This is a genomic window from Mycobacterium sp. NAZ190054, assembly GCF_001545925.1.
Classification (GTDB): Bacteria; Actinomycetota; Actinomycetes; order Mycobacteriales; family Mycobacteriaceae; genus Mycobacterium.
This window is the reverse complement of record NZ_LMVQ01000099.1, coordinates 1-12,173: the sequence shown is the minus strand read 5'-3', so window position 1 is coordinate 12,173 and position 12,173 is coordinate 1. Positions and strand designations below refer to the sequence as shown.

10 protein-coding genes and 2 pseudogenes are annotated in these 12,173 nt (G+C 70.5%); 4 read left to right on the top strand and 8 right to left on the bottom strand.

Going from position 1 to position 12,173, the window contains the following annotated elements; all coding sequences use genetic code 11:
- The 4 genes and pseudogenes from ASJ79_RS08940 to ssd form a co-directional block, all read right to left on the bottom strand.
- Window positions 1-244 (bottom strand): annotated as a pseudogene (locus ASJ79_RS08940) (hypothetical protein); the annotation flags it as partial.
- Window positions 241-1,026: a type II secretion system F family protein gene (locus ASJ79_RS08935; protein ID WP_067954354.1), complete on the bottom strand. Its 786-nt coding sequence runs from the start codon at window positions 1,024-1,026 to the stop codon at window positions 241-243. The pseudogene ASJ79_RS08940 and the gene ASJ79_RS08935, both read right to left, overlap by 4 nt.
- Entirely contained in the window at window positions 1,023-2,201 is a 1,179-nt protein-coding gene (locus tag ASJ79_RS08930) for a TadA family conjugal transfer-associated ATPase (protein ID WP_067954353.1), read from the bottom strand. Before ASJ79_RS08930 ends, ASJ79_RS08935 begins: the two co-directional genes overlap by 4 nt.
- Window positions 2,198-3,295, bottom strand: coding sequence for a septum site-determining protein Ssd (gene ssd, locus ASJ79_RS08925; protein WP_067954356.1), 1,098 nt, complete (start codon window positions 3,293-3,295; stop codon window positions 2,198-2,200). The genes ASJ79_RS08930 and ssd overlap by 4 nt, the downstream gene beginning before the upstream one ends.
- Before the next feature lie 443 nt (window positions 3,296-3,738).
- On the opposite strand from ssd, the gene ASJ79_RS08920 reads away from it, so the two are divergent.
- The gene (locus ASJ79_RS08920) at window positions 3,739-4,578 is read left to right on the top strand and encodes an HAD-IB family hydrolase (RefSeq protein ID WP_067954352.1); all 840 of its coding nucleotides are present in this window, start codon (window positions 3,739-3,741) and stop codon (window positions 4,576-4,578) included.
- Window positions 4,579-5,021: 443 nt separating this feature from the next.
- Here ASJ79_RS08920 and ASJ79_RS08915 read toward each other — a convergent pair whose 3' ends face one another.
- Window positions 5,022-5,768, bottom strand: a complete 747-nt coding sequence (locus tag ASJ79_RS08915; protein ID WP_067954351.1) for an oxidoreductase — start codon at window positions 5,766-5,768, stop codon at window positions 5,022-5,024.
- 146 nt (window positions 5,769-5,914) lie between these two features.
- On the opposite strand from ASJ79_RS08915, the gene acs reads away from it, so the two are divergent.
- Window positions 5,915-7,876 carry an acetate--CoA ligase gene (gene acs, locus ASJ79_RS08910; RefSeq protein WP_067954350.1) on the top strand — a complete coding sequence of 654 codons (1,962 nt, stop codon included), beginning with the start codon at window positions 5,915-5,917 and terminating at the stop codon, window positions 7,874-7,876.
- 3 nt (window positions 7,877-7,879) lie between these two features.
- On the opposite strand, the gene ASJ79_RS08905 is transcribed toward acs, so the two are convergent.
- Window positions 7,880-8,575, bottom strand: a complete 696-nt coding sequence (locus ASJ79_RS08905) for a S1 family peptidase (RefSeq protein WP_067954349.1) — start codon at window positions 8,573-8,575, stop codon at window positions 7,880-7,882.
- A 152-nt stretch (window positions 8,576-8,727) separates the two neighbouring features.
- Between ASJ79_RS08905 and ASJ79_RS08900 the strand changes: the two genes are divergently transcribed.
- Window positions 8,728-9,234: a phage holin family protein gene (locus tag ASJ79_RS08900; protein WP_067954348.1), complete on the top strand. Its 507-nt coding sequence runs from the start codon at window positions 8,728-8,730 to the stop codon at window positions 9,232-9,234.
- Window positions 9,234-10,193, top strand: a complete 960-nt coding sequence (locus tag ASJ79_RS08895; RefSeq protein WP_067954347.1) for an alpha/beta fold hydrolase — start codon at window positions 9,234-9,236, stop codon at window positions 10,191-10,193. The genes ASJ79_RS08900 and ASJ79_RS08895 overlap by 1 nt, the downstream gene beginning before the upstream one ends.
- Before the next feature lie 3 nt (window positions 10,194-10,196).
- On the opposite strand, the gene marP is transcribed toward ASJ79_RS08895, so the two are convergent.
- The gene (marP, locus tag ASJ79_RS08890) at window positions 10,197-11,390 is read right to left on the bottom strand and encodes an acid resistance serine protease MarP (RefSeq protein ID WP_067954346.1); all 1,194 of its coding nucleotides are present in this window, start codon (window positions 11,388-11,390) and stop codon (window positions 10,197-10,199) included.
- Between the two features lie 32 nt (window positions 11,391-11,422).
- Window positions 11,423-12,115 (bottom strand): annotated as a pseudogene (locus ASJ79_RS08885) (NUDIX domain-containing protein); the annotation flags it as partial.
- Window positions 12,116-12,173 lie beyond the last annotated feature (58 nt).

Sequence of the window (12,173 nt, the reverse complement as noted above, 5' to 3'; positions counted from 1 at the left end):
TTGGAGCCTGGCCCAGGCGCAGGGGCTGGCGATCGCCACCTTGATGCAGGCCGCGCAGCGCGACGTCGTCGAGCGCGAGCGGTTCCGCGGACGCGTCGAGGCCGGCGGCCACCGCGAGAACGTCGTCGGGCATCGGACGGCCGCGCGATCCGGGGACGGGTCGCAGGCCCTGCCGCATCCTGGCCCCCGAGGCATTGGGCAGCATCAGCACTGCTGCCGCCAGAAGCGTTGCCGCCCAGATCATGTCAAGACCCCGGACACGATACGGTCAGACCAGAGCAGGCCGCAGCAGACGAACGCCGTCCCGATCACGAGCAGCCATCCACCCGCGCCGCCGGACAGCAGGAAGCCCAGCGGGTCGGCCCCGATCGCATGCCCGAGCAGCACACCGAGCACCGGCAGTCCGGCCAGGATCGCCGCGGTGGCCCGCGCACCGGCCAACCCGGCCTCGACGCGTCCGCGGAACCGCTCGCGCTCGACGACGTCGCGCTGCGCGGCCTGCATCAAGGTGGCGATCGCCAGCCCCTGCGCCTGGGCCAGGCTCCAACACACGCCGAGCCGTTCCCAGTATCCCGGCAGCAACGACCGGCGGGCCTCGGCGCGCAGGCCTGCGGCGACGTCGGCCCCGAGTTCTGCGCGTGCCGCGACCACGCCGAGCGCCGCGGCCGTGTTTCCGGTGCACTCCTGCGCGGCGGCGCGCATCGCCGCCACGGGATGGGCGCCGACCCGCAGTTCACCGATGAGCACGTCGAGGGCGCCCTGCAGGGACACCGCTTCGGCGACGCGATCCCGCCGCCGCCGGGCCGCCCGCCCCCGGGCGAGCAGCGTCGCGGTCAGCAGCCCCAGGGCCAGCGCGGCGGCGGGCGTCAGCAGCAGCGACACCGCCGCACACATCAGCACCGCGCACGCCGACCTCGGCAGGCGCGGTGCGCTGCGGCCGGTCGCCGGGGCCAACCGGACACGCCGGTGGGAGTCGACCGGCGCGACGAGCACCGCCGCGGCCAGGGCCAGCGCCGCGCCTGTCATGTCCCGCTCCTGCCCCGCACCAACTCGCGCAGCGCGTCGGCCGCCGGGCCGAAACCCGCGTCGCAGTGCCACGCGGTGGCCACCCGCACGAATCCGTCGTCGTGGCGCTGCAGCACCGCCATCTCGGTGAGGCGGCGACTGCCGCTCCGATCACGGGCGACGTGCAGCACCACCTGGATCGCCGCGGAGAGTTGACTGTGCAGCGCGGCGCGGTCCAGACCGCCGAGGGCGGCGAGGGCTTCGAAGCGGGCCGGCACCTCGTCGGGTTTGTTCGCGTGCACGGTCCCGGCCCCGCCGTCGTGTCCGGTGTTCAGCGCGGTGAGCAGGTCCACCACCTCGGCGCCGCGCACCTCGCCGATCACGATGCGGTCGGGCCGCATCCGCAGTGCCTGCCGGACGAGATCCCGCACGGTCACCTCCCCGGCGCCCTCGACGTTCGGGCAGCGTGCGACGAGCTTGACCAGGTGCGGGTGTGCCGGTGCGAGTTCGGCGGCATCCTCGACACAGACGATGCGCTCGTCGTCGGGCACCGCGGCGAGCAGCGCGGCGAGCAGCGTGGTTTTGCCCGCACCGGTGCCACCGGACACCACGAACGCCAACCGCGCATCAATGACACCGCGCAGCAGACCGGACGCGGCGGGCGCGATCGCGCCCGCCGCGGTCAGCGCGTCGAGGCTCTGGTTGGCAGGTCTGAGCACCCGGAGTGACAGGCAGGTTCCGCCGGTGGCGACCGGCGGCAGTACGGCATGCAGACGGACATTGAGCGCTCCGTCGGGCCGGCCGACGCTCAACCCAGTGAGGTTGCCGTCCACCCACGGTTGGGCGTCGTCGAGCCGTCGCCCGGCGGCCAACGCCAGCCGCTGGGCGAGCCGGCGCACCGCCGCGTCGTCAGCGAAACGCACCGTGGTGCGTCGCAAACCGGTGCCGTCGTCCACCCAGACCGCATCGGGTGCGGTGACGAGCACGTCGGTGACGCCCGGCGCGGACAACAACGGTTCGAGGAGGCCCGCGCCGACGAGTTCGGTCTGCAACTGGCGCAGATTCGTCAACACCTCGGCGTCGCCGAGGACACCACCGGACTCGGCGCGGATGGCCGCGGCCACCACGCTCGGCCGTAGCGGCGACGACTGCGCGGCGAGGCGTTCCCGCACCCGGTCGATCAGCGGTGCGTTCATGCGGCGGCCTCCCCGGCGGGGCCCAGGTGCGGATTCTGCCCGAGCACGGCCAACACCTCACGCGCGGCGCGGGCCAGGGGCGAGCGGGTGCGTACGCGCAAACCACCTCGCTCGAGCGAAGTTTCGATGCCGGGCTGCGGTCGCATCGACGCGAGCACCGGCAGACCGACGATGCGCGCCACGTCCACCGGCCGCAGCCCGCCCGGGGACGGTCCGCGTACCACGACGCCGGCGTTGGGGTTGGCCGCCACGACCCACTTCGCGGTCGCCGCGGCGGCAGCGCAGGAGCGGACGTCGGCGGGAGTGACCAACGCCACCAAATCCGCGGACGACACGGCCGTGTCGCTCGCCGGTCCCGGCCGGCGGGCGACGTCGCACACCACCGTCACCCCGGCTCGGGAGCCGGCATCGATCACCGCTTCCAGCGGAGCGGGATCGACCTCGTTGCTGGGATCGTCGCCAGACAACACGCGGCTGCCGGAGAGGACGCTCACACCATGGCGGTTCGGCAGGGCGTCGCGCAGGGCGGAGAAGCTGACCCGCCCGCCCGCCAGCGAAAGATCGGGCCAACGCAGCCCCGGTTGGGTCTCGCTGCCCAGCACCAGATCGAGCCCGCCACCCCACGGATCGCCGTCGATCAGCAGGGATTTCGCGGCGATCTTCGCCAGTGCGGTCGCGAACACGGACGCGCCGGCCCCGCCACGGCCGGCCAGCACGGCCACCACCGGGCCCCGGGCGCCGGTGTGCCGGGCCGCGTCCGTGGCGTCGGCGAGCACGGCCATCAGTTCGCGATCGCCTGTGGGCAACGTCACAACCTGTTGCGCGCCAACCGCGACGGCGGCTTCCCAATCGGCCGGCCCCGGTGCTTCGCCGCTGATCAGCAGCACTCTCGGACGTCGCGGCAGACTCCGTCCGGCACACCGGCGCGCAGCGGCCGCGTCGACGAGAACCGCCGCCGCCCCGGTCCAGACCCGGTGACTGGACGGCTCCGCGGCCCGCACGACGTGGAGGCCCGCGGCGGCGACGACCCGGTCGATGTCGGTACCCAGCGCCGGGTCATCGACCAGGACGAGGATCGCTTCGGTGGCGGTCATGAACCCCAGCCTGGGCCGCCGCCGCACCGCACACCAGGGTTCTGGCAACGATCTGTGGATCAACGCGAGACTGTGGACAACCGGTGGGCAGCGCGCCCGTGCGCAGCGAAAACAGCGTTCCGCTACTTTTAATCGAAACGGATTTCTATCCGCATTACGAAAGCCCCCACAAAAGGGACGACCCCCGCCAGGGGGGGAGGAGGCGGAGGTCGTCGTGTATCAGCCCCGGGGGGTCGGGCTGATGCACACCCGGCATAAGCCGAGTAATGACAACTATACACACGCGAGACAGGGCCGGCGAAGTATCGAAATGGCAACATCGCGGCCGGAGACCAGGAAAGATGCAGTCGCAGACAGCTGTCGTGAACTGCCAATTTGTACAATCCGGCGCGGAATGTCACACAGCACACCCTTATGCTGACGATGTGACCTCACCTGAGCCGATGACCGGGGGTAGCCAGGTACCGACGGCACCGGCCGCATCGGAGCTTCCCGTTCGCACAGCGGCCTTCTTCGATCTCGACAAAACGGTGATCGCGAAATCGAGCACTTTGGCTTTCAGCAAACCGTTCTTCAGTCAGGGGCTAATCAATCGGCGCACCGTGCTGAAGTCGACCTATGCGCAATTCCTGTTCCTCATGTCAGGCGCCGACCACGAGCAGATGGACCGGATGCGCTCCTACATCACCAATATGTGCGCCGGCTGGGATGTCGAGCAGGTGAAGGCGGTCGTCGGCGAGACACTGCACGAGATCGTCGACCCCCTGGTGTTCGCTGAGGCCGCCGAACTGATCGCCGATCACAAGTTGTGCGGTCGCGACGTCGTGGTCGTGTCGGCCTCGGGCGAGGAGATCGTGGCGCCGATAGCCCGTGCGCTGGGCGCCACTCATGCGATGGCCACGCGGATGGTCGTCGAAGATGGCAAGTACACCGGCGACATCGCGTTCTACTGCTACGGCGAGGGCAAGGTCGAGGCCATCCGCGCCCTGGCCGAGCAAGAGGGTTACGCGCTCGAGCATTGCTACGCCTACTCAGACTCGATCACCGATCTGCCGATGCTGGAACTGGTCGGGCATCCGACCGTGGTGAACCCCGACCGCGCGCTGCGCAAAGAGGCGGTTGCGCGCGGGTGGCCGGTCCGCGCGTTCTCCAAGCCGGTGTCGCTGCGCGACCGGTTCCCGGCACCGTCCGGCGCCGCCGTCGCGACCACCGCTGCGGTCGGGGTGAGCGCGCTGGCCGCGGGGGCCCTGACATATTCGCTGCTGCGCCGATTTGCGTTCTGACACAAGACACTTGCGGCCAGACCGCCCGGTTGCCGGCGCGCCGGCGTAACGATCCGGGCTCGCACCGCAATTACCACTTGATGTGACTGTGGTCACGTAGTACAAAGGAACCACGGAAGCCGGGTGAGGCCAGGGCCGAGCCGGAAGAGAAGGCTCGATCTCCCGATCTCGGCTCCCCGGCACGGGTCCCGGAACCCACGCGGAGCACATACCGCGGAATAGGTAAAAGTGTTGCGGGCCTGCGTAATTGCGAAAATCGGACGGCCACGACAGCCCTTTGGGTGGGGCAGCAGCCGAAGCGAATCGCAAGGACGCCGAGGCCACCCACGCAACCCACACGGCACGCTTGGTAACCGGAGACCCGTGTTAGCGGGCGGTGAGCCGATTCGGTCGCAGGACCGATCGGCGCGCCGCCCGCTTGGCGTTGCCGGCCGGGCCGCGAATCACGACGACGCGGCCTGCGCGATCGACAGCGCCTCCCTGGCGCCGGCGTGCAGAGCTTCGCTGCTGAGCACCAGCCATGCCGCCAGGCCGTCCGGCTTCCCCGATGCGAATCCGCGCGCCGCGGCCCGGTAGTCGCCGGACCGCCGCATCCAGTGCACCTCCGGCACGCCGAGACCGTGCGGGTCCAGGCCACTGGCGATCGTGATGAGTCGCGACACCGCACGCGCGACGACGCCGTCGGCGGTTCCGAACGGTTCCAGCGTCAGCAGTTCCCCGTGCGCGACGGCGGCCAGCACGGGTGCCGGCACCCGCGTCGCACCGGTGGCGAGATCGGCCAGCAGCTCCAGTCGGCGCCCGGCGCCTTCGCGCGGACGGCCCAGCGCGTCGTCGTCCACCAGGTCGGCTGCGGCGAGCGCGTGCAGCCTCGCGATGGCCTGCAACGGCGCGCGCCGCCACACCCCCACCACGGCTCCCTCGCCGCCCTCGAGCGCCTCGGCGACGCGCAGCGCCCCGGCGAGTACCGGATCACGCTCCCCGTCCGGCGAGAACTGCAGGGGCCCACCGTCGAGCACCGACGACGCCCGCGCCGCGCGCAGGGCCGCCTCGGCCGCGTTCTTCGGCCAGCCGCGCAGGTTGGCGCGGTGCCGGTGGGCCCTGCCGAGGGCTTCCCTGGCCTCCTCGCCGGCCTGCGCGACCCCGGGTAGCGTCGTCAGCGGCGCCAGCGGGTCCCCGGCGGTCGGGCTCATCGGAGGGCACCAGAGTTCACGCCCGGACACGGTAGTCGACCAGTGGACGCGCCCGTCGTGACGTTCGTCGCGGGGAAGGCGCCGCCCACAGCCTCAGATGTGCGTTGCCAACCCTCATGCAACCTTGGGTGACTACCCTCACAATCATGACCGAGACGCATGCGGACGCCGTCGCGTCCTACCCGCCGGCCCCCGAATTCGCCGCGCACGCCAACGCCACCGAGGCTCTCTATGACGAGGCCGACGCCGATCGGCTGGCGTTCTGGGCGAAGCAGGCGCAGCGGCTGAGCTGGGAGACACCGTTCACCGAGGTGCTCGACTGGTCCGACGCGCCGTTCGCCAAGTGGTTCGTCGGCGGCAAGCTCAACGTGGCCTACAACTGCGTCGACCGGCACGTCGAGGCCGGCAACGGTGACCGGGTGGCCATCCACTGGGAGGGCGAGCCCGTCGGCGACGCGCGCGACATCACCTACGCGCAACTCAAGGACGAGGTGTGCCGGGCCGCCAACGCGTTCGCCGAACTCGGCCTGCGGTCCGGGGACCGGGTGGCCATCTACATGCCGATGGTCCCCGAGGCGATCGTCGCGATGCTCGCGTGCGCGCGGCTGGGCGCCATGCACAGCGTGGTGTTCGCCGGCTTCTCGGCTTCGGCACTCAAGGCGCGCATCGACGACGCGCAGGCCAAGCTGGTCGTCACCACCGACGGCCAGTTCCGCCGCGGGTCGGCGGTCTCGCTGAAGACCGGCGTCGACGAGGCCATCGCCGGCCTCGGCGATGACAGCCCGGTCGAGCATGTCGTGGTGGTCCGCCGCACCGGCATCGACACCCCGTGGACCGAGGGCCGCGACCTCTGGTGGGACGAGGTGGTGCCGAAGGCGTCGACCGAGCACACCCCCGAGGCGTTCGACTCCGAGCATCCGCTGTTCCTGCTGTACACCTCGGGCACCACCGGCAAGCCCAAGGGCATCATGCACACCTCGGGTGGTTACCTGACCCAGGCCTCCTACACGCACCACTACGTGTTCGACATCAAACCCGAGTCCGACGTCTACTGGTGCACCGCCGACATCGGCTGGGTCACCGGGCACACCTACATCGTGTACGGGCCGTTGTCCAACGGCGCGACCCAGGTGGTCTACGAGGGCACCCCGGCCTCCCCCGACGAGCACCGGCACTACCAGGTGATCGAAAAGTACGGTGTCACAATCTATTACACCGCTCCGACGCTGGTCCGCACGTTCATGAAGTGGGGCCGTCAGCTGCCCGCCGAGCACGACCTGTCGAGTTTGCGGCTGCTCGGTTCGGTCGGCGAGCCGATCAACCCCGAGGCGTGGCGCTGGTACCGGATGGCGTTCGGCGGCGACAAGACCCCGATCGTGGACACCTGGTGGCAGACCGAGACCGGCGCGATCATGATCTCCCCGCTGCCCGGGGTGACGGCGTGCAAGCCCGGCTCGGCGATGCGCGCGCTGCCCGGCATCTCGGCGAAGATCGTCGACGACGACGGCAACGAACTCGAGCCCTCACCCGACCACGGCGAGCACGTCACCGGTTACCTCGTGCTGGACAAGCCGTGGCCGGCGATGCTGCGCGGCATCTGGGGCGACCCGGAACGGTTCAAGGAAACCTACTGGTCCCGGTTCGCCGAGCAGGGCTGGTACTTCGCCGGCGACGGCGCCCGGTACGGCAGCGACGGCGAGATCTGGGTGCTGGGCCGCATCGACGACGTCATGAACATCTCCGGGCACCGGATCTCGACGGCCGAGGTGGAGTCCGCGCTCGTCGGGCACTCCGGGGTGGCCGAGGCCGCGGTCGTCGGCGCCGCCGACGAGCACACCGGCCAGGCGATCTGCGCGTTCGTGATCCTCAAGTCCAGTGCCCACGGCGGTGAGGAGAACATGGTCGACGAGCTGCGCGCCGAGGTGGCGCGCGAGATCTCGCCGATCGCCAAGCCGCGCGAGATCCACGTGGTGCCGGAGCTGCCGAAGACCCGCAGCGGCAAGATCATGCGTCGGCTGCTGCGCGACGTGGCCGAGGGCCGCGAGCTCGGCGACACCTCGACACTGGTGGACCCCAGCGTCTTCGAGGCGATCCGGGCCAGCAAGTAACGGTCAGGCCCCGATCGGGGTGAAGCCGCTGCCGGGCCTGCCCTTGGCGGTGATGTCGGCCAGCTGCGTGTTGAACGACATGGTCACCGCCGGGGTGTGCAGCGGGATGAACTTGATCACGCAGGTCGGCAGGTCCTCGGAGAACGCGCCGTGGATCATGCCGACCAGGCGGTTGTTCACGGTGACCGGCGCGCCGGAGTCGCCGGGCTGGCCGCACACCTGGTTGACGATCGTGCCCGGCTGCTCGCCCGGCCCCCAGGTCACCCCGCACGAGTAGCCGGTGGTGCGCCCGAGCTTGCAGGCCACGTCGCCGAATCTGGGGTCGGGGCCCAGGCCGTCGATGCGGAAACCGTTGACCGTGTTGACCGGCGTGACCTTGGCGGGGTCGAACTTGATGACGGCGTAGTCGAGGATGTCGTTGCCCGCGACCATCGTGCCGACCGGCCCGGCGCCCTGGTCGGCCTCGGCCGCGACGACGGCGCCGGGGCCGCCGCAGTGCGCGGAGGTGAACCCGATCAGGCTGCCCTGGTTGTCGGTGCCGATCGCGGTCAGCGTGCACAGCGCCTCGCCGTTGACGACGAGCCCGGAGCCACCCCCGAGGGGGACGGGCGGTGCTGCGTGGGCGGGCGCCGTCGCGAACGTCAGGAGGCAGGCCAGAGCCAGCAGCGCCGCGCAGGCCGACGGGAAGCGGCCGCTCATGTTCAAGAGGTCACTCCCCTATCCGAAACCCAGACTCGTCCCACCCGTCACATCCGCAACTCGCGCAGTCTAACCTCGACCGGAATCGTTTAGTGGGACGCCACGTGGCAACATGAACGCGACCGAGAAGAGTGGCGGGAAGGAAGCCAGGCGTGAGCGATCGCAGAAACGGCGTGCCGAACACCGTGACGTCGATACCGCTGGTGGACCCTCACGCACCGAAACCCGACCCGTCGATCGGGGACCTGGTCAAGGATGCGACGGCCCAGGTGTCGACGCTGGTGCGGGCCGAAGTCGAGCTGGCCAAGGCGGAGATCACCCGCGACGTCAAGAAGGGCCTGACCGGCAGCGTCTTCTTCATCGCGGCGCTGGTCGTGTTGTTCTACTCGACGTTCTTTTTCTTCTTCTTCCTGGCCGAGCTGCTGGACAACTGGCTGTGGAAGTGGGCGGCCTATCTGATCGTGTTCGGCATCATGGTCGTGCTGACCGGGTTGCTCGCTTTGTTCGGGTATCTGAAGGTGCGCCGGATCCGCGGGCCGCAGAAGACCATCGAGACGGTCAAGGAGATTCCCGAGGCGTTCACGCCCGGTCCGGACAAACGGGCCGTCGCGGCGACCAACGGTGATCCGGCGACGCAAAAAGACCCGTCGGGCTGGTAATGAGCCCACCCGATCCGTCGGTGGTGCGCATCGGCGGGCCGTGGCGGCATCTGGATGTGCACGCCAACGGGATCCGCTTCCACGTGGTCGAAGCGCAGCGCCGGGACGAGGCCGACGATCGGTCCCAACCCCTCACGGACCGTCCGCTGGTCATCCTGCTGCACGGTTTCGGGTCGTTCTGGTGGTCGTGGCGCCACCAGCTGACCGGCCTGACCGGGGCCCGGGTCGTCGCCGTGGACCTGCGCGGGTACGGCGGCAGCGACAAGCCGCCGCGCGGATATGACGGGTGGACGCTGGCCGGGGACACCGCGGGCCTGGTCCGCGCGCTGGGCCACAACACCGCCACATTGGTGGGGCACGCCGACGGCGGACTGGTCTGCTGGGCCACCTCGGTGCTGCATCCCCGGGTGGTGCGGGCGATCGCGGTGGTCAGCTCTCCGCATCCGGCGGCGCTGCGCGCCTCGGCACTGAGGCGGCGCGATCAGGGCCGGGCACTGCTGCCGTGGATGCTGCGGTACCAGGTGCCGATGTGGCCCGAACGCGCACTGACCCGTGCTGACGGCGCCAAGCTCGAGCGGCTGGTGCGCAGCCGATCCAGCGCGAAATGGCAGGCCAGCGAGGATTTCTCGGAGACCGTCGGACATCTGCGCCGCGCCATCGGAATCCCGTCGGCGGCGCACTGTGCCCTTGAGTACCAGCGCTGGGCGGTGCGCAGCCAGTTGCGCGGTGAGGGCCGGCGCTTCATGCGGTCGATGAAGCGGCCGCTCGGGGTTCCCGTGCTGCACCTGCGGGGAGACGCCGATCCGTACGTGTTGGCCGACCCGGTGCAGCGCACGCAGCGCTACGCGCCGCACGGCCGGTACGTCTCGATCGGCGGCGCCGGGCACTTCGCCCACGAGGAGACGCCCGCGGCGGTCAACGAGCAGCTGCGGCGTTTCCTGAACCAGGTGTACGGGTGAGGGTCAGCTCGCGCTGATGCAGGTTCCGGTCGGGACGCGTTCGACGTTGCCGACCTTGGCCATCTGCCTGGCCACCTCGTCGGCGGTGAGCACGAACCCGGTGTCGACATCGTCGACGGCCGCCCCGAACACCACCCCGAGCACCTTGCCCTGCCGATTGATCATCGGCCCGCCCGAGTTGCCTTGCCGCACCGTCCCTCTGATCGTGTAGACCTCACGGGTGACGGTGGTGGAGCGGTAGATGTCGGGGCCGTTGAGCTCGATGACCTCCCGCACGCGCGCGGGCGTCGCGGTGAAGTCGCCGCCGCCCGGGTAGCCCATGACGATGCCGTCGGTACCTGGCTGGGCCTCCGCGTCGACGAACTGCAGCGGTGTGGACGGCAGGTCGGGGACGTCGAGGATCGAGATGTCGGCATCGGGGTCGTAGGAGACCACCCCCGCGTCGTAGCTCTGACCGTCGACCTCGATGGTGACGCTGTCGGAGCCGGCGACCACGTGCGCGTTGGACATCACCCGGTTCGGGGCGACGACGAAACCGGTGCCTTCCAGCACTTTCTGACAGCTCTGCGCGACGCCGCGGACCTTGACCACGCTGGACCGCGTCGTGTTGACCACCGGAGAGGTCGCCAGGGATGCGTCGGGCGGGTCGATCTCGGCGACCGGCGTCGGCCCGAACGGTTTCAGGACGTCGTGCAGCCCGGCCGTCTCCCACAGCGCCGAGAGCCGGTTGGGCACCGACCGCAGCCAGCCGGGTGCGACGGAGTCGACTTCGGCGATCACCTTCGAACCCTGCACCGCGGCGGCCAGATTGGGCTGCGGCGAGGACACCAGCGCGGTGCCCAGCAGCCACGCCGCCGTCAGCACGAGCACCAGCTGCAGCCCGACCCCGACGACCGAGTCGGCGATGCGCAGCCCCGGACTGCGGATGGCGCCGCGCACGGCTCTGCCGAGCACCACCCCCGCGATCTCGCCGATCACCACCAGCGCCAGGATCAGGAACAGGGTGACGAACAGCTTGGTGCGCGGACCGCTGATGTGGTCGACGACGTGCGGTGCCAGCAGGATTCCCGCCGCGGCGCCGAGGGCCACCCCGACCAGGGCCAGCAGGGAGCCCGGCGCGCCCGATCGCCAGCCGGATACGGCGGCGATGAAAGCCAACACCAGGATGCCGATATCAAGCCACTGTGACGGGTTCATCGTTGCGCATCACCGTAACTGCCCTGGGCGTCGAGGAGCGCCATTGCGGCGTCGAGTTCGTACACGTTGTCGCTTTCCCACGGCACCGCCCAACCCGCGACGTCCAGCATCGCGGCGATGACCTGCCCGGTGAACCCCCACACCATCATCTGGTTGAGCAGGAACGCCGGGCCGGCCGAGCGGCGGGTGTTCTCCTTGCGGTACACCGTGATCCGGTTCTCGGGATTGATGAAGGCGCGCACCGGGACGCGCGCGACCAGGGCCGTCTCCGACGGGTCGACGACCGCGACCGGTCCCGGATCCGGCGAGTACGCCAGCACCGGCACGACGTGGAAGCCCGACGGCGGGATGAACATCTTGTCCAGCACGGCGAGTGGCTGCACCCGGCCGGCGTCGATCCCGGTCTCCTCGGTGGCTTCGCGCAGCGCGGTGTGCACCGGGCCGCGGTCATCGGGATCGGCGGCGCCGCCGGGGAACGCGGCCTGCCCGGCGTGATGACGCAGTGTCGCGGCCCGGACGGTGACCAGCAGATCGGCGTCGTCGGGCAGGGTGCCGCGCGCACCGTCCCGCGGCCCGGAGAACAGCACGAGCACCGCGGCGTCCCGCCGTGACCCCGTCACGGCGGCCTCGGTGTTGGCGGCCAGCACGTCGTTGCGTGTCAGCGCGTTGAACAGAGTCGACTTACCCACGTTCGGCAGTCCGACGATTCCCAGATTCAGGCCCACGGGGCACACAGTCTGGGCCGTGGGATCGGCACCCCACCGATCCGGGGGGGGGGTCCGT

What these genes read in the sequence shown, in the direction of transcription:
- ASJ79_RS08895 (WP_067954347.1), top strand. Translation starts at nt 9,234, where the DNA reads ATGAGCCCACCCGATCCGTCGGTGGTGCGCATCGGCGGGCCGTGGCGG.
- ASJ79_RS08935 (WP_067954354.1), bottom strand. Translation starts at nt 1,026, where the DNA reads ATGACAGGCGCGGCGCTGGCCCTGGCCGCGGCGGTGCTCGTCGCGCCG.
- ASJ79_RS08920 (WP_067954352.1), top strand. Translation starts at nt 3,739, where the DNA reads ATGACCGGGGGTAGCCAGGTACCGACGGCACCGGCCGCATCGGAGCTT.
- acs (WP_067954350.1), top strand. Translation starts at nt 5,915, where the DNA reads ATGACCGAGACGCATGCGGACGCCGTCGCGTCCTACCCGCCGGCCCCC.
- ASJ79_RS08930 (WP_067954353.1), bottom strand. Translation starts at nt 2,201, where the DNA reads ATGAACGCACCGCTGATCGACCGGGTGCGGGAACGCCTCGCCGCGCAG.
- ASJ79_RS08905 (WP_067954349.1), bottom strand. Translation starts at nt 8,575, where the DNA reads ATGAGCGGCCGCTTCCCGTCGGCCTGCGCGGCGCTGCTGGCTCTGGCC.
- marP (WP_067954346.1), bottom strand. Translation starts at nt 11,390, where the DNA reads ATGAACCCGTCACAGTGGCTTGATATCGGCATCCTGGTGTTGGCTTTC.
- ASJ79_RS08915 (WP_067954351.1), bottom strand. Translation starts at nt 5,768, where the DNA reads ATGAGCCCGACCGCCGGGGACCCGCTGGCGCCGCTGACGACGCTACCC.
- ssd (WP_067954356.1), bottom strand. Translation starts at nt 3,295, where the DNA reads ATGACCGCCACCGAAGCGATCCTCGTCCTGGTCGATGACCCGGCGCTG.